The 25,452-nt window shown below is 71.0% G+C and carries 20 protein-coding genes; 3 read left to right on the top strand and 17 right to left on the bottom strand.

What is annotated here, in order from left to right; all coding sequences use genetic code 11:
* Nucleotides 1-38: 38 nt before the first annotated feature.
* From H9I49_RS22860 to H9I49_RS22850, 3 genes are all read right to left on the bottom strand, one after another.
* The gene (locus tag H9I49_RS22860) at nt 39-1,289 is read right to left on the bottom strand and encodes a glycoside hydrolase family 27 protein (RefSeq protein ID WP_188032708.1); all 1,251 of its coding nucleotides are present in this window, start codon (nt 1,287-1,289) and stop codon (nt 39-41) included.
* Nucleotides 1,290-1,382: 93 nt separating this feature from the next.
* Nucleotides 1,383-2,003: a DUF1349 domain-containing protein gene (locus H9I49_RS22855; protein WP_370587709.1), complete on the bottom strand. Its 621-nt coding sequence runs from the start codon at nt 2,001-2,003 to the stop codon at nt 1,383-1,385.
* A gap of 38 nt (nt 2,004-2,041) precedes the next feature.
* The gene (locus tag H9I49_RS22850) at nt 2,042-2,239 is read right to left on the bottom strand and encodes a hypothetical protein (RefSeq protein ID WP_188032707.1); all 198 of its coding nucleotides are present in this window, start codon (nt 2,237-2,239) and stop codon (nt 2,042-2,044) included.
* 234 nt (nt 2,240-2,473) lie between these two features.
* On the opposite strand from H9I49_RS22850, the gene H9I49_RS22845 reads away from it, so the two are divergent.
* Entirely contained in the window at nt 2,474-3,334 is an 861-nt protein-coding gene (locus H9I49_RS22845) for an aldo/keto reductase (RefSeq protein ID WP_188032706.1), read from the top strand.
* Here the strand turns inward: H9I49_RS22845 and H9I49_RS22840 are convergent.
* From H9I49_RS22840 to H9I49_RS22820, 5 genes are read right to left on the bottom strand one after another with little or no spacing between them, the layout of a single operon-like run.
* On the bottom strand, nt 3,297-4,367 hold the full coding sequence (locus H9I49_RS22840; protein ID WP_188032705.1) for a LacI family DNA-binding transcriptional regulator: 1,071 nt from the start codon (nt 4,365-4,367) through the stop codon (nt 3,297-3,299). The genes H9I49_RS22845 and H9I49_RS22840 overlap by 38 nt on opposite strands.
* Nucleotides 4,364-5,212 carry a carbohydrate ABC transporter permease gene (locus H9I49_RS22835; RefSeq protein WP_188032704.1) on the bottom strand — a complete coding sequence of 283 codons (849 nt, stop codon included), beginning with the start codon at nt 5,210-5,212 and terminating at the stop codon, nt 4,364-4,366. Before H9I49_RS22835 ends, H9I49_RS22840 begins: the two co-directional genes overlap by 4 nt.
* On the bottom strand, nt 5,209-6,183 hold the full coding sequence (locus tag H9I49_RS22830; RefSeq protein ID WP_370587708.1) for a carbohydrate ABC transporter permease: 975 nt from the start codon (nt 6,181-6,183) through the stop codon (nt 5,209-5,211). Before H9I49_RS22830 ends, H9I49_RS22835 begins: the two co-directional genes overlap by 4 nt.
* A gap of 24 nt (nt 6,184-6,207) precedes the next feature.
* A complete protein-coding gene (locus H9I49_RS22825; RefSeq protein ID WP_188032703.1) occupies nt 6,208-7,527 on the bottom strand; it encodes an ABC transporter substrate-binding protein in 1,320 nt (439 codons plus the stop codon).
* A gap of 56 nt (nt 7,528-7,583) precedes the next feature.
* Nucleotides 7,584-8,666, bottom strand: coding sequence for a LacI family DNA-binding transcriptional regulator (locus H9I49_RS22820; protein ID WP_188032702.1), 1,083 nt, complete (start codon nt 8,664-8,666; stop codon nt 7,584-7,586).
* 322 nt (nt 8,667-8,988) lie between these two features.
* On the opposite strand from H9I49_RS22820, the gene H9I49_RS22815 reads away from it, so the two are divergent.
* On the top strand, nt 8,989-10,863 hold the full coding sequence (locus H9I49_RS22815) for a glycoside hydrolase family 36 protein (RefSeq protein ID WP_223129135.1): 1,875 nt from the start codon (nt 8,989-8,991) through the stop codon (nt 10,861-10,863).
* A gap of 146 nt (nt 10,864-11,009) precedes the next feature.
* The gene (locus H9I49_RS22810) at nt 11,010-14,543 is read left to right on the top strand and encodes a PxKF domain-containing protein (protein ID WP_188032701.1); all 3,534 of its coding nucleotides are present in this window, start codon (nt 11,010-11,012) and stop codon (nt 14,541-14,543) included.
* Between the two features lie 106 nt (nt 14,544-14,649).
* Here H9I49_RS22810 and H9I49_RS22805 read toward each other — a convergent pair whose 3' ends face one another.
* The 9 genes from H9I49_RS22805 to H9I49_RS22765 all read right to left on the bottom strand — a co-directional run bounded on the left by H9I49_RS22805 (nt 14,650) and on the right by H9I49_RS22765 (nt 25,445).
* On the bottom strand, nt 14,650-15,351 hold the full coding sequence (locus H9I49_RS22805; protein ID WP_188032700.1) for a GAF and ANTAR domain-containing protein: 702 nt from the start codon (nt 15,349-15,351) through the stop codon (nt 14,650-14,652).
* 116 nt (nt 15,352-15,467) lie between these two features.
* A complete protein-coding gene (locus H9I49_RS22800; protein WP_188032699.1) occupies nt 15,468-15,812 on the bottom strand; it encodes a hypothetical protein in 345 nt (114 codons plus the stop codon).
* Nucleotides 15,813-15,867: 55 nt separating this feature from the next.
* A complete protein-coding gene (locus tag H9I49_RS22795) occupies nt 15,868-16,992 on the bottom strand; it encodes a hypothetical protein (protein WP_188032698.1) in 1,125 nt (374 codons plus the stop codon).
* Nucleotides 16,989-18,242, bottom strand: a complete 1,254-nt coding sequence (locus tag H9I49_RS22790; RefSeq protein WP_188032697.1) for a hypothetical protein — start codon at nt 18,240-18,242, stop codon at nt 16,989-16,991. Before H9I49_RS22790 ends, H9I49_RS22795 begins: the two co-directional genes overlap by 4 nt.
* On the bottom strand, nt 18,229-20,046 hold the full coding sequence (locus H9I49_RS22785) for an ABC transporter ATP-binding protein (protein WP_188032696.1): 1,818 nt from the start codon (nt 20,044-20,046) through the stop codon (nt 18,229-18,231). Before H9I49_RS22785 ends, H9I49_RS22790 begins: the two co-directional genes overlap by 14 nt.
* Nucleotides 20,046-21,203 (bottom strand): glycosyltransferase family 4 protein, encoded by a 1,158-nt coding sequence (locus tag H9I49_RS22780; protein ID WP_188032695.1) that lies wholly within the window; start codon nt 21,201-21,203, stop codon nt 20,046-20,048. Before H9I49_RS22780 ends, H9I49_RS22785 begins: the two co-directional genes overlap by 1 nt.
* A complete protein-coding gene (locus H9I49_RS22775) occupies nt 21,203-22,447 on the bottom strand; it encodes a glycosyltransferase family 4 protein (RefSeq protein WP_188032694.1) in 1,245 nt (414 codons plus the stop codon). The genes H9I49_RS22780 and H9I49_RS22775 overlap by 1 nt, the downstream gene beginning before the upstream one ends.
* Nucleotides 22,434-23,588, bottom strand: coding sequence for a glycosyltransferase family protein (locus H9I49_RS22770; RefSeq protein ID WP_188032693.1), 1,155 nt, complete (start codon nt 23,586-23,588; stop codon nt 22,434-22,436). The genes H9I49_RS22775 and H9I49_RS22770 overlap by 14 nt, the downstream gene beginning before the upstream one ends.
* Before the next feature lie 228 nt (nt 23,589-23,816).
* Nucleotides 23,817-25,445, bottom strand: a complete 1,629-nt coding sequence (locus H9I49_RS22765; protein WP_188032692.1) for a glycoside hydrolase family 43 protein — start codon at nt 25,443-25,445, stop codon at nt 23,817-23,819.
* Nucleotides 25,446-25,452 lie beyond the last annotated feature (7 nt).

The raw sequence follows: 25,452 nt of genomic DNA, 5'->3' as shown, positions 1-25,452 counted from the left end.
CCTTCGCAGGAGTGGGCTGTCACCGGGGTGCCGCTCCGCTAGGTGGTCGCGTCGGCCGCCACGTGCAGCAGCGCGCTACCGTGCGACGGCAGGTCCAGCCGAAGGGACCCGTCCGGCGCGAGGGCCAGGTCCTCCTGCCGCCACAGGTCGCGCACCCGAACGGCTTCGGCGCCCAGGGTGGCGGGGTCGAGGACGACCTCCATCGGTGCGGGGCCGAGGTTGAAGGCCGCCAGGTAGCGACCCTCGACGGCCTCGGCACGCGCTGCCCAGAGCACCTGGTCCGCCCGCCGCATCACCTCGCGGTTGTCGGAGCTCGCCCGGTGCACGGTCAGCACCTCGTGGTTCGTCAGCAGGCTCAGCGTCTCGTCGGACGTGCTCGGCAGATGGCCGCCGAGCATGAGCGGCGACCTCGAGACGCACCACAGCGTCATCATGGTGCGCTGCTCGTCGCGGGTGAGACGGCTGTCGCGCTCGGGCCCGCGCTCGGCCCGAATCCCGATGTGGCCCAGGGGAAGCATGTCCGCGTCGGGCCAGCCGCCCGGTCCTGCGTGGTCCGCCCAGGACGCCATCCGGGCGAACTGGTCGTGCACGTCCTCCCACCGGTCCCAGAGGTCGTCGGACACGCGCCACATGTCGGCGTGGGCGCGCAGGTGGTCGGCGCGCGAGACCGACAGCTCGCGTCCGGGTGACAGGCTCAGGACCATGGGGCGCCCGCAACCTCGGACCGCGCGCGAGAACGCCTCGATCTCCCGCTCGTGGTAGGGCCCGAGCATGTCGTCGACCTTGACGAAGTCCACGCCCCACTGCGCGAAAAGCGCACAGACGGAGTCGTAGTACGCCTGCGCGTCGGGATGGTCGTGGTCGATCCCGACGTTGTCACCGTTCCAGTCGCAGATCGAGGCCGGGTCGGCGACGTCGGCGGCCGTGCTGCCGGTCCCGTGGACGGGGAGGCCGGCCGCGACGGCGAGCCGAGGTATGCCGCGCATCAGGTGGAGGCCGAACCGCAGCCCGAGCGCGTGGACACGGTCCGCAAGCGGTCCGAAGCCGGCGCCACCGGCCGCGGACGGGAACCGGTTCTCCGCCGGGACGGGCCGCCCGTAGCCATCAAGGCACAGGTCGGCATCCACGTTGTACGAGCCGGCGACGGCGCCGGGATCGTGCCACTGGATGTCGACCACCACCGTGTCCCAGCCCAACGGCAGGAGCCGCTCGGCCATGAACTCGGCGTTGGCGAGGACCTCGGCCTCCGTGACCGACGTCCCGAAGCAGTCCCAGCTGTTCCATCCCATGGGTGGCGTCTGCGCGCCCGGCGTCACCATGGCGCCGAGACTACCCACGGTCGGTGGGTTGGCCCGGGAGGTCCCGGCAGGTCTCGGCAGGTCTCAGGAGCCGTCGCGCAGGTCGCGGAGACGTTCGGCGGCGAACCGGATGTCGTCGAACCGCACGAGACATCCTTCTCCCGTCGGGGACTGAGCCTCGAACCCGAGCTCCGTCGACCCGTCCGCTTCGTCGAGAGCGAAGAAGCGGACCATGCGCCAGACCTGGCCGTCCGTCGACGCGTGGAACGCGAAGGCCCCCTCGAGGCGCGCCACGCGAAGCCACACCGAGCGGCCTTCGACCACAAAGGCATTCGCGTCATCGGCCACACAGCGGTTGACGACCGAGACGACCATGGGATCGCCGCTCGGCGAGTACTCGAAGCAGAGCTTGGCCCAGTGACGTTCGTCGACCCAGATCAGCAGGACCCCTGCGTCGAACGTCGCACGGAAGTCGACCGTGACCCTGGCGCTCAGCTGGAAGTCACCCCGCGGCGGCGCACCGAGGAGCGTGGCGGCATTCAGCATCGACTCCGCGTTCAGCTGGGTGCCCGCGCCGGGATCGACGAAGATGTCGCTGTGCGGCGTTGCCATGAGCGTGACCGTCCCCGTGTCGGCATCGACGTTCCAGGACGAGCCCTTGGATGCCTTCAAGGCGAAGGGGATGGCAGGGAGGTCTGAACCCACGGACGTTCCTCTCGGGTCGGATTGCTTCTCCGACCCCGTCAGCCCTCGCCACCCTGGTCCGGGTCGTCGTACTCGTCGTGGCGCTCGTCCTCGAGGTCCTGCTCGGCGCGCATCAGCTCCCACGCGCGCGCCACGACGACCGCCGGGTCGCCCTCGTCGTACAGCTCGTCGGTTGCACGTTCGAGCGCCCAGGCGGCCGGTTCCTGACCGCTCTCAGGCTCTTCCGGGGCTGTCATGCTCATACGCTACTTCCTGACAGCGAGCCACCACCGCCTGCGCACAGCTCGTCATCCCGGTTGCCGCAAAGGCCCGGTCGGCCACCCTCTCGAGCCCCAGTCGACCGTGACGTCGAGCAAAGGCTCGTCGCACAGCTGTTCCCATGGATGGACAGCTGAATCCGATGTCCGCGATCGTGGTTCGCCCCACGCACCCATCGATGCGGCCCGATCCCACAGCCAAGGAGAACGCACATGCAGCAACGCCAGATCGGCGAGACGAAGGTCAGCGCCATCGGACTCGGCGCGATGCCCATGTCGATCGAGGGCCGACCCGACCGACCGCGCTCCGTCGCCACCATCCACGCCGCCCTCGAGGCCGGGATCACCCTGGTCGACACCGCCGACGCGTACCACCTCCGAGCCGGCGAGGTGGGGCACAACGAGTCCCTCATCGCGGAGGCGCTTGCCTCCTACGGCGGCGACACGTCCGAGGTCCTGGTCGCCACCAAGGGCGGGCACCTCCGGCCCGGCGACGGGACCTGGACCGTGAACGGCTCGCCCGAACACCTCCGCGCGGCCTGCGAGGCCTCGCTGCGCCGTCTGGGTGTCGAGGCCATCGGGCTCTACCAGTTCCACCGCCCCGACCCGGGCGTGCCGTACGAGGACTCGGTCGGCGCGATCCGCGAGCTGCTCGACGCGGGCAAGATCCGCATGGCCGGCATCTCGAACGCCGACCCCGACCAGATCCGCGCCGCACGGGAGATCCTCGGTGGCCGACTGGTGTCGGTGCAGAACCAGTTCTCGCCGGCGTTCCGCTCCAGCGAGCCCGAGCTCCGGCTCTGCCACGAGCTGGGTATCGCCTTCCTGCCCTGGAGCCCGCTCGGCGGCATCCGGAACGCAGCAGACCTGGGTGCCCGGTACCGCTCCTTCGCGGAGGTGGCCCGGGAGCTCGACATCACCCCGCAGCAGGTCACCCTCGCCTGGATGCTGGCCCTGTCACCGATGGTGATTCCCATCCCCGGGTCGAGCAGGCCCGAGACGATCCGCGCCTCTGCCGCCGCGATCGACGTGCAGCTCACGAAGGAGCAGCTCGACCGGCTCGACCAGTCATGAACCGTCCCGCGCGCGGCGGTGCCGTGCTCGAGCGGACGACGAGTGCCGACTCGAGGAGCGGGGGCGCCGCCGGTGTGTGCTCCGAGCCCCGGAGCAGGTGGGTGACGCGGTCCACGGCGGCGCGTCCCACGCCGTCGAAGTCCTGGCGGACCGTCGTCAGCGGGACGACGAGGTACTCGGCCTCCGGCACGTCGTCGAAGCCGACCACGCTGACATCGTGGGGAACACACCTGCCGGCCTCGTGGAGGGCACGCAGGAGACCGAGCGCCATCTGGTCGTTGGCAGCGAAAACGGCTGTCACGTCCGGGGTTTCGGCCAGCTCGAGTCCGGCCCGGTAGCCGCTCGCGGCGCTCCAGTCCCCCTCGATGACGTTGGTATCGCGCAGGCCGAGGACTGCCATCGCCTGCCGCCAGCCCCTGAGCCGGGCCTGGGCCTCGGGTGACGCGCTGGGGCCGGTCACGTGGGCCACGATGCGGTGACCGAGGGAGAGCAGGTGCTTCGTGGCGAGCTGCGCGCCGTGCACCTGGTCGACGCCGACGCTCAGGTGGCCGGAAATGTTGCCCTCGACGGCGACCAACGGCACCCGCGCGGCACGAGACCGGTTGACGTCGACAGCGTGCTCGTCGCCAGCGATCAGCACGATCCCCTCCACCTGCACCTGCAGCAGGTGCTCGACGGCTTGGGCGATCGCGGCCTCGGTCGTGGCCGTCAGCTCGAAGGAGGCGGCCACGTATCCGCTGTCACGGCAAGCCTGCTCGACGGCGGTGCGGATGCGTGCCGGGCCGTAGAGGTGGCTCGATGCGCAGATGATGCCGAGAGTGCCCGACCGGCCGCTGACCAGCGCACGGGCAGCAGTATTGGGTCGGTAGCCCAGCTGGTCGATCGCCAGCCTGACACGCTCTCGCGTCGCCGGCCTGATGTGGCCCGAGCCGTTGACGACGCGGGACACGGTCTGCCGCGACACCCCGGCGACGCGGGCGACGTCCACCAGGCCGGGGGCGCGAGGGGCCCCGGTCCCAGTGAGAGCTGTCATTTCACGGCACCACCGGTGATGCCGGAGATCACGCGGCGCTGGGCGATGACGAAGACGGCGAGCAGCGGCAGGCTCATCAGGACGACGTACGCGAAGATGAGGTTCCAGTTGTTGAGGTACACGCCCGCGCTGGCGACCTGGAACAGGTTGAGCGGCAGCGTGTCGACCCGGCCTCCGATGACGAAGAACGCGAAGAACACGTCGTTCCAGATGTACAGGCAGACGAGCACGGTCGCCGTGGCCATGACGGGCCTCAGCAGCGGAAGCACGATGGTGACGAAGATGCGCACCGGGCCGGCGCCGTCGACACGGGCAGCCTCTTCGAGCTCGTTGGGGATGGTGCGGATGAAGCCGGTGATGAAGAAGATCGCCGTGGACAGGTAGATGCCGGTGTAGACCAGGATCATCCCGGGAAGGGTCCCGGCGAGCCCGATCTGCCGCAGCAGGAGCACGAGCGTGATGACGGCCGGGGGGATGACGATGCCGCTGATGCCCACCGCGTAGACGACGGCCAGCACGGTGCTCTTGCGGCGGGCGAGCACCCACGACGCCATCGCCCCGAGGACGAGGACGAGCACCACGGAGGGGATGACGACGGCTGCGCTGCCGAGGAGCGCAGTGACCACACGCCCGTCGACGAACGCCTGCCGATAGTTCTCGAAGAAGTGCCAGCCCTGCGTGGGCAGGGACAGCGATGGGTTGAGGGCCTCGCCCTGAGTCTTGCCCGAGGTGACGACCACGAGCAGCAGCGGCACCCCGATGACGACGAGCAGCAGCAGGACCACGACGACCGGGTGGAGCCTGTCCCAGAGGCGGCGTGCGGGATCGGCACGGTTGAGGCTCACAGCGCACGCTCCCGTCGACGCAGCAGGATGATCGTGGGGAACGCCATCAGGGAGATGACGATCACCAGCACGAGGCTCATGGTGGTGGCCTGGGCGAAGAGCCCTTGGCCGAAGGTGCGGTAGATGAAGATGTTGAGGATCTCCGTGGTCTGGCCCGGGCCACCGCCGGTGGTGGCCTGCACGATGTCGAAGCTGTTCATCGAGCCGAGCAGGGCCGTGGCCACGTTGAACGTCAGCGCAGGCGCGAGGAACGGCAGCTTGACGTGCCGGAACGTCTGCCAGCGGGACGCACCATCGAGGCGACATGCCTCGAGCACGTCGGCGCTGATGGTCTTCAGGCCCGCCAGGTAGATGAGCATGGCCAGCCCCATCCACTTCCAGGCGTGGATCACCGTGAGCCACAACAGGGTCCACGTGGTGTCGTTGAGCCACGCGTAGTCGACGTCGGCTCCGGTCATCCACGACAGGAATGTGTTGAGCGTGCCCGTCGGCTTGAGCAGAGCCTGGAAGATGTACCCGACCGCGAGTGCCGACAGCAGGACGGGGATGAAGAACATCGTGCGGGCGAAGCGGTTGAGCTTGGTGTCGGCTTCCAGCAGCAGGGCCAGCGCCAGACCGAACACGTTCTGGAAGATGGCCACGAGGACGGCGTAGATGACGTTGACCTTGAGGTCGCCCAGCAGTGTGCCGTTGTTGAAGATGTTGGCGAAGTTGCGCAACCCGACCGGGTTGATCGAGGACTTGAAGCTGGACCAGTCGGTGAAGGCATAGACCAGGTTGTAGACGCTCGGCACGATGAAGAAGACGACCATCACGAGGATGGCGGGGACGAGGAAGGCGATCGGTTGGGCGGGCTTGCTCCGGCTTCCTGCCCGTCGTCCGGCGGCGGCGCCGGCGCGCCGGGGGGTCTCCCCCGGCACGCCGTCGCTCACCGGCGGCGTCGGCGCCGTGCGCGTGATGACGTCTTTCACTGGAATGCCTTTGGTTGGTTCCGGTCAGAAGCCCGGTGCGCCGATGGCCTGGGCCAGCTGGCTGAACTGTGCCTGCGTCGCCTCGGCGACCTTCTCCGGCGTCGCCTGGCCGGCGAGCATGTTGGCCAGGTTGAGGTACAGGTCGGGGTTGACGATGGCGGAGACCTGCATGGACCCGACCGAGTCACCGATGGAGTCGGCGTTGGCCTGCAGCGCGCTCGGGACCGTGGCGGGCGTCTCGACACCCTCCTCGATGGAGACGGTGTTGGTCGTCTTGACGAAGTCCGAGTAGCCGCTGCCGAGCCAGTAGGTGAGGAACTGCTTCGCCGCGGACTCACGCTTCGCGTCGCCGGTCTTGAACGCGATGAGGGCGTTCGACTGGTCGGGGATGAACGTGCCGACGTTGCCGCTCGGGGAGATCGGGAAGAACCCGATCTTGGCGTTGAGCTCGTCGGTCTTCGACTGCGCCTGCAGCTGGCTGAAGAACGTGTTGACCTGGATCACCATCGCGGCCTCACCGCTCAGCAGGGCCTTGCCCTGGTCGGCGAAGGTCGCCGAGGTGATGTTGTTGTTGAACAGCCCCTCGTCAACCAAGCTCTTGTACTTCTTGATCGCGCCGAGGATGGTCGGGTCGGTGAACTTCTCCTGGCCCTGGTTGACCCGGTCCCAGAGGCCCTTCCTGGCTGCGTCTGCCAGCTGCACCTGGACCCACCACTGGGTGGCCCACTTCTCGCCGCCCATCTCGTAGAACGGCGTGCCGCCCTTGCCCTTGATCGCGCGGGCCGCGGCCAGCATCTCGTCGAGGTTCTTCGGTGTGGCGTTGATGCCGTCCTTGGCGAAGACCTCCTTGTTGTACCAGACGCCCTCGACGGCCGGGACCGTCACGAGCGCGGCGTAGCGGGTGCCGTCGAGGATGCCCGTGACGTCCTTCAGGGCCGGCTTGTAGGCGTCGATGAAGGGTGCTCCGTCGAGGGACACGAGGTTCTGCTTCGCGTTGATCGCGGTGAGCTGCGAGGCGGTCGGCTGCCAGAACGCCAGGTCGGGCTTGTCACCCGAGGCGACCTTGGTCTGGACGCTTTGCTCGTAGGGGTCCGGCACCGTGACGATGTCGATCTTGGCGCCGGTCTTGGCACCGAAGTCCTCAGCCGTCTGCTTCGCGACGGTGTTCGAGTTCTGGGCTGCCCAGATCGTCAGGGTGACACCGTCGAGCCTGGCGGTCTCCTGGGGCCAGGCGGCGGCCGCGCCGGTCTGGGGGCCGCTGCTGGCCGCGCCGGGGTCGCTGCAGCCCGCGGCAAGCAGGCCCACCGCGGCCAAGGCGATGACGGTCTTGCGTGTGTCTCTCATGTGACGTCCTTGTCGGAAGGAGTTGATCCGGCCCCGGCGGGGCACGTGGGGGTTGCTCAGCGCTTGGAGGTCGGCCGCCGGGTTGCGGCTGGCCCCGAGCTCTCACGGATGATGAGCGTGGGTTGTGGGATGGGGCTGGGCTCGGGTTTCGGGTCGTGCCCGATGCCGAGCACCTCGAACGCGCGACGGCCGAGGCCGGCGAAGTCGAACCGCACGGTGGTCAGTGCGGGCGTGAAGAACGGCGCACCGGGGATGTCGTCGAAGCCGACGACGCTGAGGTCTCCGGGGACGCTGAGCCCGAGGTCGTGAGCCGCGCGCAGCACGCCGAGCGCCTGGTCGTCGTTGCCGCACAGGACGGCGGTGATCTCGGGGCTGCCGAGCACCTCCAGTGCGGCGGCGTGTGCGGCCTGGGTGGTCCACGACTCGGGCCTGATGACGGGAGGTACGGGCGCGCCGACGGCACGCAGGGCGCGCTGCCAACCACGCTGGCGGTCCCCGACCGTCGAGGAGGACGGGATGGCCATGTGGTGGACCGTCGCGTGTCCGAGATCGAGCAGGTGCGCGGTGGCGCGCTCGGCCGCGACCGTGTCGTCGAACCAGGTCCACCGGTGGTTGTCGGCCTTCGGCGCTCGGCGTCCGACGTAGGACTCCACCGCCGCCGAGGCGCGGACCACCGCGGGCAGCGCAGCGAGCGCACGCGCACCGGCCCGGTCGAACCCGAGCACGATGACGGCGCCCGAGCGGGGGTCGCTCACCTGCTCGACCGCCGCCTCGACGACATCGGGATCGTCCGAGGACAGGACCCGGATGGCGACGCGGACGCCGGCGGTGCGAGCCGCCTCCTCGATACCGGCCAGGGTCTGCGCGTAACCGAAGAGGCTGGTGTTCGACGTCAGGACGGTGACGACGTTCTCCATGCCGTGCGCGAGCGCGCGGGCGGCGCGGCTCGGCCGGTAGCCCAGGGAGCCGATCGCCGTCTCGACACGCTCACGCGCATCGGCGCTGACGCTCGAGTGACCGTTGATGACGCGCGACACCGTCTGGTACGACACGCCGGCAACGCGCGCCACGTCCCGGATCGACGCGGCGGCTCGCGGCGAATCTGTCGCCGCTGACTCATTGTGACCGGTCACATCCATGGCTAGAGTGTGACCGGTCACACGACTCGGGCGCAAGGCCCCCGACGAAATTCCTCCCGAGCCTCATAGAGCCAGAACATGGAGACACCCGTTGCTAGACAATGACATTGACTGGACACCAGGCAACCTGCGTCTCCGTCTGACCATCGATGACCACAGTGTCCGGGTTCGTTCGGTCGGGCTGGATAACGCCGAGGTCGCCTCCAGCGAGCGGCCACTGCCGCTCGTCGAGGTGGGCGTCGTCGGCGCTGGCCGCACCTGGTCAGCACGCAGGTACATCGACTCCGTGGCCTCGGGCCGCAGCCGGTACGTGAACCACTCCGTGAGCTCCTCGGCCGGAGGCGGCGAGACCCTGACGGTGACCACCGCCGACGACGTGACAGGACTCCGGGCCACCACGCGTCTCACAGCCAGCCCGTCGGGCGCTGCCATCCGGGTCGAGACGACGCTGTCCAACGACGGGCTCCACAGCGTCGACGTCGCCTGGGTGACCTCGGCCGTTCTCGGTGGGCTCTTCGGGCGTGACGGCCTGGGGTCGGCGCAGCTCTGGTCCGCCGACAACGACTGGCTCGCCGAGTACCGATGGGCCGGCGCGGACGCCAGGGCGCTGCTGCCGGACGTGAACCGTGCCGCACACGAGCACGACCCGCGCGGGGCGTTCACGCGCACCGCGGTCGGCGCCTGGTCGACCGACGGGTCCCTGCCCGTCGGGGTCGCGGTCGACCCGGCGACCGGCCGGTCGGTCGGGTGGCAGGTGGAGCACAACGGGGCGTGGCTCTGGCAGGTCGGCGAGCGCAGCTCAGAGCTCTACCTGAGCGCCCTCGGCCCCACCCAGGCCGAGCATGACTGGGGGCTGCGCCTCGAGCCGGGAGATCAGTTCACGACCGTGCCGGCCACACTCGTCCTGTCGCTGGACGGGTTCGAGGGGGCGATCGCCGAGCTGACCCGCGCGCGGCGCGACCTGCGGCGCCCGCACGAGGACCACACCCGCCTACCCGTCATCTTCAACGACTACATGAACACCCTCATGGGTGACCCGACGACGGCCAAGCTCCTGCCGCTCATCGAGGCCGCAGCCGCCGCCGGCGCGGAGATCTTCTGCATCGACGCCGGCTGGTACGACGACGACGCGGAGGGATGGTGGGACAGCGTCGGCGCGTGGGAGCCCGCCCAGGGCCGCTTCCCCGACGGGATCGACGAGGTCCTCGCGTACATCCGGGACAAGGGCATGACGCCGGGGCTGTGGCTCGAACCGGAGGTCGTCGGCGTGCGGAGCGCCGTGGCCGAGACCCTGCCGGACGAGGCGTTCTTCATGCGTCACGGCCGTCGCGTGGTGGAGCACGGCCGCTACCACCTCGACCTGCGCCACCCGCTGGCCCGGAAGCATCTCGACGGCGCGGTCGACCGTCTGGTCGAAGGGCTGGGGGTCGGCTACTTCAAGCTGGACCACAACATCAACCCGGGCTCGGGGACCGACCACGACGCGCTCAGCGCGGGCTCGGGACTTCTCGGGCACAATCGCGCCCACCTCGAGTGGCTGGACGGTGTGCTCGACCGGCATCCCCACGTGACGATCGAGAACTGCGCGTCCGGAGGGATGCGCGTCGACTACGCGATGCTCGCCCGCCTGCAGGTCCAGTCGACCAGCGACCAGCAGGACCCCCTGCGGTACCCGCCGATCGCCGCCGCCGCCCCCACCGCGATGACGCCCGAACAGGCCGCCAGCTGGGCCTATCCGCAACCGGACTACAGCGACGACCTCAACGCGTTCACCCTGAACACCGGGCTTCTGGGCCGGCTGCAGCTCTCGGGCCACCTCGACGAGATGACCGACGCCCAGCGGGCGCTCGTGACCGACGCGGTCAGCGTCCACAAGGAGCTGCGCCGCACGATCCCCGCGGCGAGGCCGTTCTGGCCGCTCGGGCTACCGGGGTGGGAGGACGAGTGGGTCGCACTGGGGCTCGAGCACGAGGACGAGACCCTCGTGACCGTGTGGCGCCGTCACGGCGAGGACCCGACGCGCACCCTGCGGATCCCCGGACTCGCCCAGCAGTCGCTCGTCGTCCCGGTCTTCCCGCGCCGCAGCGACGTCCAGCGCCACCTCACCACCGTCGACGGCGAGGCGCAGCTCGAGGTCACCCTCCCGCGCGCACCTCAGGCCGTCACGCTGCGCGTCCACCACCCCCGGCGCGCCTAGCGTCCAGGACGTTCGACCGCACCCAGACGGCCCCCTGCCGTGACCGTGCCGGGCCTGACGGCAACCCGCCCGTGACAGCCCCCAGCCCAACCCGCGGTGCCACCCCGATCCGCGCCCCTCTCAACGACGAGAACCACGGAGCACTCATGAAACTGACCACACGGTTGGCGGTCGCAGCGGCCGCAGCCTCGCTCGTGGTGGGGAGCCTCGGCACCTCCGGCGCCACGGCTGCCGACCCCGCCAACGACGTCCTCAGCGTCGACTTCAGCCACGCCACCGGCGCGTTCCGCGGTGGTGCCACCGGCACCCTGTACGGCTTCGGCGACGAGGGCGCCCCCACCCAGGCGCTGATCAACGGCGCGCACATCACCAACACCTCGCAGAAGGCGCCGTACGGGACGCAGCACCCGAGCGGGGACTCGCTCAAGGTCGAGGAGGGCTTCTTCCAGAAGCACGGTCAGGACATGTACATCTACGTCCAGGACTACTACCCCGACTGGTCCTACAACGGCGGCGTCCGTCCCGGCGACTCCCGGACGTACGACCTGGCCACCGGCACCTACACGAACACGCCCAACGGGGTCTGGGACTACCTCGAGGTCGTCGAGTTCGTCACCGATGCCGTGGCCACCAGGTCCGCGCACCCCGAGAAGTACGTCTTCATCCCGTTCAACGAGCCCGACGGCGGCAACTGGTACGCCGACTGGGGGACCATGAAGCCGACCTTCCTTGCCGACTGGAAGGCGACGTACGCGAAGATCCAGCAGGTCTACACCCGGCACGGCCTGGGCCACGCCCGGATCGGCGGCCCGGGCGACACCGGCTGGCAGCCGACGAGGTCGGCCGACATCCTGGCCTACGCCCGCGACAACGCCGTCCTGCCCGACATCTTCATCTGGCACGAGCTCGGCATCAACAACCTCGCCACGTTCCGTTCGCACGTCGCCGCCTACCGGCAGCTCGAGCGCAACCTCGGCGTCGGGCCCCTGCCGATCAACATCACCGAGTTCGGGATGCTGCGCGACATGGGCACGCCGGGGCAGCTCATCCAGTGGCTCTCGATCATGGAGGACCTCAAGATCGACGGGCAGACCGCCTACTGGAACTACGCCGGCAACTTCAACGACAACAGCGCCCGGACCAACGCCGCGAACGGCGGATGGTGGACGTACAAGTGGTACGGCGACCTCGAGGGCAGCCAGACCGTTGCCGTCACGCCGCCCGCGTTGAACACCGTCGACACCCTCCAGGGCATCGCCGCCGTCGACGCCGCGAACCGCCGCGCCACCGTCCTCTACGGCGGTGGCAGCAAGAACGTCACCCTCGACCTGTCCGGCCTGGACAGCGGCCTCTTCGGCAACCGCGTCGACGTCGAGGTGCGCGAGGTGACCCTCAGCGGGGCCGAGGGCGTCGCCGGCGCGCCGACCGTCATCAAGGCGGTCGAGGCCGCCCCGGTCGCCGGCGGCTCCCTGACGCTCGACATCCCCACGTACGACCGCTACGCGGCGTACCAGGTAGTCATCACGCCGGAGCAGGATCGCGTCCTGGAGGCGCAGAAGGTCTGGAGCACCAGCATCGAGGCCGAGAGCACCAGCCTCACGTCGGCGTCCGTCTACACCCAGGACCCCCTCGCCGGCGGCGGGTGGAAGTTCCTGGCATCGAACGGCCGCGACGTCGGCTCGTTCAACCGCCCGACGTCCCGGTCGGACTGGACGGTCACCGTTCCGCGGACCGGCACCTACCGGTTCCAGGTCATCGGGGCCACCCCCGGCACCCCTGGCCGCCACGTCCTCTTCGTCGACGGGGCCAGGCGAACGCTCGTGCAGTACACCGCCGACCTGGCCCTGACCAGCTACCAGCGCTGGCAGTACCGGGGCAGCTCGGAGGTGACGGTCGCCCTGTCGGCCGGCGAGCACGCCCTGTCGCTGCGGTCCAGTGAGGACGGCACGACCGTGCTCCCGAACTCCGACATCACCCTGGACAAGCTCCTGCTGACGGACGTCACCGACGGCGAGCCGACCGTGTACCCCGCGTCCACGCTGCGCTACACCGGCGGCGCCTCCGTCGACTACTCGACGCCGAAGGCGCGCGGCTTCGCCAAGCTGGCCGGCGCGGGCCAGAGCGCCGAGGTGTATGCCGCCGCCTGGGACACCGGCTACTACGACGTCGCGCTCGACTACCGCACCGCCGGGGCCAGCACGGTCGACGTCACGGTCAACGGCCGGCCCGTGACGAGTGTGTCGGCACCCGGAGCCGGCGTGTGGCGCTCCACGGCGAGGGTCCACCTCGCGCAGGGCATCAACGAGATCGAGCTGCGCTCCCCCGCCGGCGTCCTGCTCCAGCAGGTGACCACGATCCGAGCGGCGGCCGCTGACGCCGCCGCCGTCACGGTGGAGGCGGAGAATGCGGTCCGGCACGGGGCCACGGTGGTCAACACCTACGCGTCGGCCTCCGGCACCAACGCGTCGGGCCTGAAGGGCGTCGGCTTCGTCGGCAACGGTGCAGCCAACACCTTCGAGGTCCCCCGCGCCGCCGGCTTCGACCGGCCCGGCCTCTACGACGTCACGGTCACGTACGCGAACGCCGAGCTCGGAGGAGCGCACGCCTACAACCCCCAGGTGGTCGACCGCCGGCTCGACGCGACCGAGACGGGCGGCAGCGCCGCCGGAGCAGGCCACGCGTACTTCCGCTACACGTACGCGTGGAACAGCTTCCTCGAGCGCACCATCCCGGTCGAGCTCACCACAGCGGCAGGCTCGCTCGTGTTCGGCAACGCGACGAAGTACGCGCCCGACGTCGACAAGCTCACCATCGCGCCGGCCGCCGTCGGCACGCCCAGCACGGTGTCCACGGACACCAAGCCGCCGACGGTGACCGGGACTGTCACGCCCGAAGGCGTGAACGGCTGGACGCCGGCCGGTGCACGCCTGGAGGTCGAGGCGACGGACAACGAAGGGGTCGCCTCCACCGAGTACCAGCTCGGTGACGCCACCCCGGCCGTGTACGACAGCCCCGTGGAGCTGCGCGACGGGCAGTACACGGTCGCCCTGAAGGCCGCCGACGCCACCGGCAACGTCGGAACGGCGGCCCTGTCCGTCAAGGTCGACCAGACCGCCCCGGACCTCACCTTGGGCGGCGCCATCGACGAGGGTGACCACTACGTGCTCGGGACCACTCCGGCGGCGCCGACGTGTTCGGCGGCGGACTCGGGATCCGGGCCCCAGTCGTGCGTCGTGACCGGCTACTCGGCCGAGGTCGGCACGCACGCACTGCGCGCCACGGCCACGGACGTCGCGGGCAACACGACCAGCGAGGAGCGCACGTACACGGTCGACTCCTGGACCGTGAACGGTTTCGCGAGCCCCGTCGACATGGACGGCGTCGTCAACACCGTCAGGGGCGGGTCCACCGTCCCGATGGCCTTCGTGATCTTCGCCGGCACAACGGAAGTCACGAACGTGGGCGACGTCCAGCTGTCCGCGAAGGGAACTGACTGCACCACCGGTCCGACCGACCAGGTGGAGCTCCTCACGTCCGGCAACACGTCGCTGCGATACGACACCGTCCAGGGCCGGTTCGTCTACAACTGGAAGACGCCGAAGGGAGCCGGCACCTGCTACCGGGTCACGGCGACCGCCGCCGACGGGTCGAGCATCTCGGCGCTCTTCCGGCTGACCTGACTCCTGACCTGACCGGATCGAGGAGGTCCCGGCATGCCGTGACGTGCCGGGGCCCTCGTCGTCCCTCCCCCCGACCCTGCAGCGGCTGCGCAAGAAGCAGTCCGGCTCAGGCCTCCGGGTCGAATGCCTGCACCAGCGCGCGGGCGAGCACGAAGACGGCGACACCAGCCCGGGCAGCGGCGTTCCGCAGTCTCTCCTCGGCCGCGTCGGGCTCGAGCCCGCGCGCCGCCACCAGCAGCCCGATCGCCTGGTCGCGATACACCTGTCCCCTCAGCCGCTCCGGGCTCTTCACCGCTTCCAACCGGGTCTCGAACGACAGGTCGGCGTTCGCCACCGCACCAGGCGCCCAGGCACCGAACATGCTCGCGAGCTGCTCCACCTGCCCGTCGAAAGTGTCGCTCGCGGCGCCGTAGAGGTTCACCCCGCCCGTCACCACGTTGTTCGGTCGGATGGGCATCGACAGAGTGCTGCGAATGCCGGCCGCGGCATTCGCCTGGGCGAAAAGCTGCCACTTGCCTTCGTCGAGCAGCGAGTCGGTGTCACTCCGGACCGTCTCCCCCTGCCGGATGGCCTCCAGGCACGGTCCGTCATCGACGTACTGGACGGCGTCGAGCGCAGCGATGTCCACGCCACTCGCGACGTAGGTGAGCACCAGGTCCTCCGTCACCAGCGCGAGGCTGACGCCCATCAGGCCCGGGACCCGTTCCTTGGCCGTCGCCGTCAAGCGATTCAGGTCCCCCCGCAGCTCCACGTCGCCGTACCGTTCCAGCTCGAGCAGGGCCTCATGTGTCTCGGGAATCGGCTCCATGGAAGGTCCATACCCACGCGGCCGCAGCTGCCCGTCGAACCGCGCGTCACCGCACCCGATGACGAGTTCGTCGCCGGCCCCACGGCAACCGGGGCGGAACGCGGGTCCCTGCAGCGTCACCGTCGAGGCGACGTCCACGCCCAGCCGGCCAACCAGGCGATCTCGCACGCCGCGTCCTGCAGGTACATCCGGCTGATCCTGCCCTTCGGCACGTAGACCAGGTCGATCGTGAGCAGCGTGGCCGCTGTGCCGACCCCCAAGGCCCGAGCGACCCGGAGCTGCGCCGGGTCGCGGCTGAGGAGCTGGGCCGAGCCGACCGCCGTCAGCAGCCCGCCGACCGTGTAGACGAGCCAGCGGTCGGTCTTGGGCCCGTACACCGCCTCGAAGGTGCGGATGCTCACCAGTGGCCAGACGCCCCCGAGCACGTTGAAGAGGCCTTGGGCCTGGGCCATCCGTCGCATGCCGAACCTCCTGGACGCTGTCGATGCCACCCGTATACCCACGCAGAGGACCGGCTCACGACAGGGCGGAATGCCTCGGGGAAGCCTTCTCGGTGTCGGCCCACAGCTCCCGGTCCCAGGCGCGAGCCAGTCCGTGCCACCGGGGCCGGAAGGCGTACAGCCCGGTGAGGCGCAGTCGGGTCACCGCCCGGTACGCCGCGATCCGGTGCGTCGTGGCCGGGTCGGGCGCCGCCCCGGCCAGGAAGGCCTCAGCCGCCACGGCCGCCGACCGCGGGTCGAGCAGTCCCTGAGCACAGCGAAGGTCGAGATGCGCGAGCACGTTGCCGAGGTCGAGCGCCCGCTCGCCGGCAGCCAAGGTGTCGAGGTCCAGGAGTCCCAGCTGCGGGCCGACGAGCACCTGCTTGTCATGGAGGTCGCGGTGCAGGAGGCCCAGCGCTCCCGGCTCGCCGTGCAGGAGCTCCTCGTATGCCGGGTGGTCGCCGCGGGGCGGCAGGAGTCGCCATGCGCCGGCGGCCGAGAGCCATCGACGCGTGACGGCGAGCTCCTCGACGGGCCCGTGGTGGGGCAGCCCTGCGCGGTCGCCGTCGTGGAGCGCGCGGACCGCCCGCCCGGCGGCCCTCCACGCGGCGGCGAGCACCGACGTGGAGGGCCGCGCAGTCGCCAGGGCAAGGAGGGTCGGCCCCTCCAGCGGCGCCCACACGGTGGTGCTCGTCTCGATGTCGTGCCCGAGCAGGCGGGGCACCACGAACGTCCCACCGGATGCGGCCCTGGCCCGTTCCACGGACGCCACGGCTTGGCCCGAACGTCCGTGCCTCAGGGCGCGGGCGTACGAACCGTCGTGGAGGCGTACCACGCCTCGGCGCTCCGGCACGTGGGAGACGACGTGGGCACCAGGCTGGGCGACGAGCGCAGCCAGGCCGGTGAGCCGCCGGTCCACACCCGCGCGGTGCACGAGCAGCCGAGATTCGGGGTCGTCGTCCTCGATGGCGTCCAGGCCGGGCGTGCGACGGAGCAGCCGTCGTCTGGCGTGCTCGTCGGGCAGCAGCTGGGCACCCACGCGGTTGCTGTCGTGGGCGTACTCGAGGTGCAGGACGCCGTGCTCCCTCGGCCAGACCCGCCGAAGGTTCAGCCGGGCATCGCCGTCGACGACCTGGACCGGCGCGCCCAGCCAACGGCTCACGCCAGTCCCACCTGTCGAGCGGCCGCCTCGACGAGGCCGTGACAACGACCTGCCCAGGCTGTTCCCGGTGCCCGCACCCGAAACGGCTCGGCGACGCGAGCCAGCAGGGCCAGAGCCGTCCGGGCGCCCAGGGTCTCGTCCACGTTCCGTCTCGTGCGCGCCGCCTGCTGGCCCTTCCCGGACCCGAGGAGGGAGTCGAGGAGGGGCGCCAGGACGTCGCGAGGGTCGGCGCCTGCATCCCAGCGGCCGGCCACGGCCTCGGCGGCGAACCACGACGCCGGGTCGCCGGCCGGCCCGTCGGCTGCTGCACGGTCCAGGTCCAGCAGCGACACCCTGTCCCCGTGCACGAGCAGCTGGTCGGCGGAGAAGTCGCCATGGGCCGTCACCGGTGCCCCGTCCTGCGCTGCGGCGAGCCGGTCGAGGGAGCAGCGGACGACGGCCTCGGCGAGCGCCAGGCCGTCGGGAACCAGTGCCTGCACCGCACCGAGCGAGCCCTGGGCGAGCCGGGCACAGTCGAGCTCGGTCAGACGCCGGTGCGGGGCGACCGCCTGGACGCGCGCGAGCAGGGCTCCCGCCGCGGCGAGCAAGGCCGGGTCGGTGCCATCGGATGCCGCGACACCGGGAAGGTGCTCGAACACCACGAGTCGGCCGCCACGCCGCAGGGCGAGCCTGCGTGGCACCGGCAGGCCCGCGCCGCTGAGCGAGCGGCAGGCGGCCAGCATCGTCCTGGCAGCCGGCCCGGGATACCCCCGCACGACTGCGAGGGGCCCCGCCGCGCCATCCACGCGAACCACGAGCCGTCGGTGAGGGCGGTAGCGGAGCACCTCGCTCGCCTCGCCGTGATCCACGACGAGGAACGGCCGCGACATCACGCGAAGGGCTGTCTTGAGCCGGGGGTCGGCGCGCACTGGCGCCACGAGCACGAGGTCCCCGGTCACGCGTGGGGCGAAGCCGTCGAGTCCGCGGACGTCGCTCGTCACGTGTTTCGTCAGCTTGCCCGCGTGCCCGCGCGATCCCGCGACGGCGTAGGCCCACCGCACGCCGTCGAAGCAGTCCAGTCGCAGGCCGGCAACGAGGCTCGTCGAGGGCTTGTAGCGCAGGTAGTCGACGGTGACCCGCAGCTCGCGTGCGAGGCTCGGGTGGGCCGCCTCGCGGACGAGCGCCGTCGCCGCCTCGGGGTCGAGCAGCCGCCACGCGCCCTCGAGTCCGGGGTCGCGCGCGAGCAGCTCGGCGTCGTCAGGGGTGAGCATCGACGGCGTTCCGAGTCGCGTCTGCCCGACCTGCCTTGCGGAGGGTGGCGAACACGCTGTCGCGTCGCTCGAGCAGCTGGCGCGGTGGCCCCAGCTCGGCCAGGCGGCCCTGGTCGAGGCAGGCCACGAGATCACAGTCGAGCACGGCCTCGAGGTCGTGCGAGATGACCACGCTGGTGCGGCCGGTGCAGAGACGGTGGAGCGCGTCGGCGACCTCACGCTGGTTCACCGCATCCAGCCCGGTCGTCGCCTCGTCGAGGATGATGATCGACGGGTCCCGCACCATCGCTCGGGCGACGGCGAGCCGCTGGCGTTGACCCCCTGAGAGCGTGGCACCGCGTTCGCCCAGCTCCGTGTCGTAGCCGCCCAGGGTCTCGGTGATGAAGCCGTGAGCCGAGGCCATCCGTGCCGCTCGCTCGACGTCGGCGTCGGTCGCACCAGGGCAGCCCAGGCGGATGTTGTCGCGTACCGTCGCCGCGAACAGCATCGAGTCCTGCAGCACGATGGCCTGCTGTGCACGTACCGACGCCACGGCGTACTCGCGCACGTCCCGGCCGTCGACGAGGACCCGCCCGGAGTCAGGATCCTGCAGGCGCAGGAGCAGCGCCGCAAGCGTCGACTTGCCCGACCCGGAGGGGCCCACGAGGCCCAGACGAGTGCCCGCGGGCACGTCGAGGCTGAGGCCCTGGAGGGCTGGCCGGCCGACCCCGTAGTCGACCGTGACGTCCTCGAGCCGAACGTGGCCGCGGAACCGGGGAGCGTCGGGAGCCCCCGGCTCGTCCGCGATGTCGGGTCGCTCGGCGAACACGGCCAGGAGCCGTTCACCGGAGGCCGCCGCCTTGGCGATCCGGCCGGTGTACTTGGCCAGGTCACGCATCGGCTTGAAGGCTCCCTTGAGGTAGGTGATGAACACCACGAGCTCACCGGGCGTGAGGTCCCCGCGCACGACACGCATACCTCCCGCGAAGACGACCAGGGCACTGGCGGCGCCGACGATGAGGTCGGTCTGCCGCTCGAGGCCGGCGGACAGCCGGGTGGCCCTGGCACCCTCCTTGAGGCTGCGCCGGTTGCTCGCGGCGAACCGCTCCTTGAGCAGGGACTCGAGTCCGTACGCGTGGACGAGCGGCATCGCGGCCAGGCTCTCGGCTGCCGTGCTGGCGAGGTCGCCATCGCGCTGGCGCTGGCGGCGGGCGGCCGTGGTGATGCGGCGCCCCCGCCGAGCGCTCGTCAGGGCGAAGACCGGGAACGCGCCTAGCACCACGAGGCCGAGGAGGGGGTCGAGCACCACCATCACGGCGACCATCCCCATGAGGGTGACGACGTTGCTGACGAGCGGGAGGGCCGCGGTGACCGCAACGTCCTGCAGACGACCCACGTCGCCGACGAGTCGGGTCACGAGGTCCCCGGTGCGAGCTCGTCCGTAGTAACGCAGCGACAAGCCGAGCAGGTGCTCGAAGACCGCGGCACGCACACGCGTCATCGCCCGGGTGCCCGCCAGCGCCAGCGCCACCGTCGCAAGGTACGACGCGCCGGCGCGCAGTCCGGCGGCGAGGACCACCGCCACCGAGGCGAGCACCATCAGGCGCGTGATGTCCGGCCGCGAGCTCGCGCCCTGAGCCACCGCCGCGTCGATGACGACCTTGAGCGGCCAAGGTTCGATGAGACGGAAGACGACCTCCGCCAGGAGCGCCACCAGACCGCCCGCGAGCAGGGCGCGCTCGGGCTTCACGTGCGGTCGCAGCACGCCGAGCGTGTGCCAGAGGCTGGGGACCGCCGACCGGAGGTCGCTGCGCCGACGGCCCATCAGACCGCCACCGAACCCGCCGGCAGGCGTAGGCCGACGGCCGCCAGGGAGGTGGCGACCACGCGTGCCCAGGTGTGCCGCTGTGCCGTTACTCGGGCGGTGGCGCCCAGCCTCTCGCGCAGCTGCACGTCGTCACGCAGTCGCGACAGCGCGTGCGCGAGGACGACGGGGTCACCTGGCGGGACGAGCAGGGCGTCGGCACCGTCCGTGAGCAGCTGTGGTAGCTGCCCGGAGCGGCTGGCGACCACGGGCAGTCCGGCTGCCAGGTACTCGAAGACCTTGAGCGGGGAGAAGTAGCACTCCGCGACCGGGTAGGGCGCCGCGGCGGCATCCGCCCGGGCCAGCTCTGCGGGCATCGCCTCGGGGGCCACCGAGCCGCGGAAGTGGACCCGGTGCGCGACCCGAAGTGCGATCGCCAGTCGTTCGAGCGACTCGCGCTCGGGGCCGTCTCCGACCACGAGCAGGTGCACGTCGGCCAGCGCAGCGATCGCCTGCACGAGCACCTCCACCCCGTGCCAGGGTTTGAGCGTGCCCACGAACGCGACGGTGAAGGCGGGCGCCCGGGCGGAACTGCGCGCACCACGAGGGACGTCGAACCGCGCCGCGTCGACGCCGTTGGGCACCACGTGTACCGGGGTGGTCGGTGCGACCGCGCGCACCCACGCGGCGACGGGCTCCGAGACGCAGATGGCGGCGCCGGCGAGACGTAGCGCCGTCGCGGCCCGGCGCTGGGCCTCTGGCCGGTCGACCAGTCCCCGGTGCTCGGCCTGCTCCTCGACGAGCGGGGCGTTCACCTCGAGGATCGAGGGAAGGCCCGCGGCCGCCGCGTGCCGCATCCCGGCGGTGCTCCAGAGGGAGAAGCGCTCGTAGACGAGGTCGAACGGCCGGCCCCCTGCCAGCCGTGCGGGCAGCTGTTCGTCGGCCTGCTGGAGCTCACGTTCGCGGCGGGCCAGGTCGCGCGAGGCGGGCCGCCCGAGAACGTTGACCCTGATCCCCGACAGCCCGGTCGGCGCCGGTGCGCCGAGACGTGCGGCGAAGAGCTCGACCTCGGCGCCGCCGCGCACCAGCTCGAGCATGACGGCCTGCGCGTGAACCGAGGCGCCCTTCAGCCCGAAGACCGGGACACCCGGGTCGGCGCACACGTAGCCGACGCGCATCAGGCCATCACCCCCGCTGCCCGGGTCGCCTCGGACGGGGCGACGGGGTGGCCGGCCTCGACGAGGGAGCGGAGCTCGCGCGCCTGACGGCGGCCGTCGAACTGCGACTCGACGAGCAGTCGCCCGGCGTCGGCGAGGTGGGTGCGAAGCGCCGCGTCGTCGAGCAGGCGCCTGACGGAGGCGGCGAGCGCGACCGGGTCACCCGGCGGCACCAGCATCCCCGTCTCGCCGTCGCGCACGACTTCCGGGATGCCGGTGACGGTCGTGGAGACGCAGGCCGTCCCGACCGCGAGCGCCTCGAGCAGCACGGTGGGCAGGCCGTCCGCGTTGCCGTCCGAGCCGATCACGCACGGCGCCGCGAGCACCTGCGTGCCGGCAACGATGGACGCAACGCCCGACTGCGGAAGGGGTCCCGTCAAGGTGACCAGGTCACGCACCCCGAGGCGATCGACCTGCTCGGCAAGCGCCGTCGCGAGCTCACCGCCCCCGACGATGGAGCACCGCACGTCGCGACCGGCTCGACGCAGCTCGGCGACCGCCTGGACCAGCACGGAGAAGCCCTTCTTCTCCACGAGCCGGCCCACCGCGACGACGCCCGGCGCACGGTCCTCGGCGGACCGCGGGAAGCGGTCGAGGTCGAGGCCGTTGTAGACCCGCACGAGCCGGCTGCACGCCGTGGGGAAGCGTTCTCGCAGGTGGGCGAGGTTGTAGTCGCTCACCGTGACCACGTGGTGGGCGCCCGCCAGCTTGCGCTCGAGGTCTTCGGGGTCCACCGAGTCGTGGAAGATGTCCTTGGCATGGGCCGTGAAGGAGTACGGCACACCGGCGATCGCGGCCGCCGCTCGCGCCACCGTCGTCGCCGCCGAGGCGAAGTGCGCGTGGAGGTGCTCGATCCCCCGTCGACGGACCAGCACGGCCAGCTCCAGCGCCTGAACGGCGTCCTGGACGTCGGCCCGCAGCAGGTCGGGCAGATGCGGACCGAGGTCTCCGAAGACCGTCTGGGCCTCGCGCAGGCTCTGCCAGATGCCGGCTCCACGCAGGCTGCCGTGCTGGAGATAGGTGACGGGGGCCCGCACGCCGGCGAGCGACTCCTGGAACCGCCCGTCCACCGGGAGGCGGAGCGAGAAGATCTCGAGCTGCTCGCCCTGGGCCTCCCTGCCCCGGATCTCGTTGACGACGAACGTCTCCGAGAAGCGGGGGTACATCTTGAGGACGTAGCCGATCCGTTTGTCACACTGCCACATGGACGCCACCTCGGCCGAGGAGCTCGCCGGCCGCCTCGCGGACCCGGCGCAGCCCGTCGAGGTCCGGACCGAAACCGGAGTGGACGACGTCGTCGTCGTCGATACCGCAAACCCACGCCGCGACTGCGTCCGCGTCGAGCTCGCCGGGATCGAGCACCGTGATGCGACTCCAGGGAGCCAGGGCTCGCGCCCGCACGAGCTGTTCCTTCCGTGGCCGGACGCGGGGGACCATGAGCGCCGGCAGGCCGCGGTCCAGCACCTCGCAGGCAGTGTTGTAGCCACCCATGGACACCACGGCGCGGGCCCGGTCGAGCAGGCGTGTCATGTCGGGCACGAAGTCATGGACTCGCAGGCGCGGGGCAGCCTCGGCGGCGGCTCGCACGGTCCGTCGCGCTTCGCCCGGCATCTGGGAGCCCAGGACGAGGTCTGCGTTGCGCCCGTGGGACCGTGCGGCCACGGCGAACGCGAGCGCCAGACGCTCACCGTCGGTGCCCCCTCCCACGAGGCCGAGGAGCGTCCGCGGACCGTGCCCGGCTGACCGGTCGTCGCGCCCGCGCGCGAGGTAGCCGGTGAACCGCACGCCCGAGCGCAGTCGCGCTGGGATCTCGAGGTGTTTCGTCGGGTCATGCACCCGTGGGTCGCCGTACACCCACACCGCGTCGTACGCGCTGTCGAGCACCTCGCTGCAGCGGTGTTCGCGCCATTCCCGTCTGGCGGCGGCCGGCTCGTCGATGACGTCTCGCAGGCCCAGCACGACGCGCGCTCGACCGCGCACGGCCATGAGGGAGTCTAGAAGCTCACCGTCCAGGCCGCCCGGGTGGCGGTCGACGACGAGGAGGTCCGGCGCGAAGGCCCGCAGCGTCGCGGTGGCGACCGAGCCGCGCAGGCCCACCATCTCCCGGTGGCTGAGTCCGGTGAGCTCGCGGGCGGCATACCGTCCGGATCCGGTCTTCACCACCCCGGGGAGGGTCACGACGTCGCATCGCTGCGGGCGAGGCAGCGACGCCGCCTCCCGGGCGCCGCTGAGCACCAACAGGTCAACCCCGCCGGACAGAGTGCTCAGCGACCGCGCTACGACGAAGGAACGGCGGATGTGTCCGAGACCCAGGCCGTCATGCGAGTACAGCGCAATTCGGGTCATTACAGAAGTATGGGAAATATCTACCCAAACCGGCCCTAGCAGCAGGTAAAGAAAGGACAGTCGTGCGCGCCGGCCAGGTCGAGAGCTGCGGCCGCAGGGTTCGTGCTGCTGGTGCGTGCTGCTGGTGCGTCGACCCACGACAGCGGGGTGGCACGGGGTGACCTGACGCTGGGGTGGGGCGCCCGGCACGGTCGCCTGCCGACCCCGGCGCAGGAGTTCGGGGTCTGGTCAGCCTCGGTGGCGCCGCGTCTCCACACACGCGGTGAAGTCCGCGGTGAAGGTGCCGTCGGAGGAGTCGACGGCGGCAAGGCCGACCATCGGGCCGGTGAAGCGCAGCGGACCCGGGTAGTCGTCGGACACGACGAGGGTCTCCAGCGGTTCACCTGCCGGCACCCAGGCCCTGCCGTCAGGCGAGACACCGAAGCGCACGTGACGGTGGTCCACCTCGACCCGCAGGTGGACGGCCGACCACGCCGACACGTCCACCGAGGAGAGGTGCTCGCGATAGCCGTTCGAGTCCTGCGAGGCGACGACGATCTGCGGACCAGAGTCGCCACCGGTGAGCCAGAGCGCGTGGTGACCGCGGCGGTCGTACCAGCACACGACGCCAGCACGCTGACGCGGACTCGCCGGTTGCGCCTGGACCGACGTGCGCCACGACCAAGGCATGGCACAGACCCGTCGAGCCACGAGGCTCACGCCGACGGCCGAGTCAAGACTGCGGCGACCCAGCAGGCGAAGCCATCCGGGCCGTGCCGTGACGTCCGCCCACGACGGGCTGATGATCTCGCGCAGTGCCGACCACTCGTCGTCCAAGCCGCCCGGTGAGAAGTCGACCGCGGCCTCCGACGAGTCCTCTTCTGCACGAGACGCATCGATCGGTGCCGCGCCGCGGGGGGCGGGAACCGCGAGCAGCGGATGGTGCCCACCGTGCGCGAGACGAAGCCACCCGTCATTCCCCCACGTCACTCGCTGCAGGCAGGTCTCACGCCCGAGAACGCTGTAACGCTCTCCCGCCTCCGACACCGTCGCCCGGCTCGCAAGGTGCACGAGGAACCACTCGCCGTCGGGTGAGCGGACCAGCTCGCCGTGACCGGCCTTCTGCAGCGCTTGCTCGGGGTCGTCCCGGGCGGTCAGCAGCGGGCCGTGGGGTGACAGCTCGTACGGCCCCTCGATGGAGCGCGACCTGGCCATCGCGATGCCGTGGTTCCAGCCCGTGCCCCCCTCGGCCAGCATCAGGTGGTACCAGCCGTCGTGGCGGTACAGGTTGGGCCCCTCGAGGAGGGAGTCACCCGTGTCGAGGATGACCCGCTCCGGCCCGACGACACCGGTCTCGTCGACCTCCTGCAGGGTGATGCCAGCGAACGAGTTGTGGCCCGGACGGTGGTCCCACCGCATGTTGACGAGCCAGTGGCGGCCGTCATCGTCATGGAAGATGGACGGGTCGAAACCTCCGCCACCCAGCCTGACCGGCTCGGACCAGGGGCCTTCCGCCGAGTCGGCTGTCGTGAGGAGGATGTCGATGTCCTTGTGCGCTCCCCCCAACGTGTGGACGAGCCCGACCACGAGCCAGATCCGGTCGTCGGTGACACTCAGGGATGGCGCCCAGAGCCCGCAGGAGTCGGGCACGTCCCGCAGGTCGAGGTGCGCCGGGTCGGTGAAGACATGACCGGCCGGCTCCCACCGCACGAGGTCGGCCGACCGGTGCAGTCGCACGCCGGGGAACCACTCGAACGTGCTGTTGGCGACGAGGTACGAGTCGCCGATCCGCACGATGGACGGGTCCGGATGGAAGCCGGGGATGACGGGGTTGGCGACGAGCCGCGCGCCGGGTGCGGAGGGGCTGGCTGTGGTCATCGATCCT

Source organism: Terrabacter sp. MAHUQ-38 (genome assembly GCF_014518425.1).
Taxonomy (GTDB): Bacteria; Actinomycetota; Actinomycetes; order Actinomycetales; family Dermatophilaceae; genus Terrabacter.
This window is presented reverse-complemented; position numbering and strand designations above follow the sequence as displayed.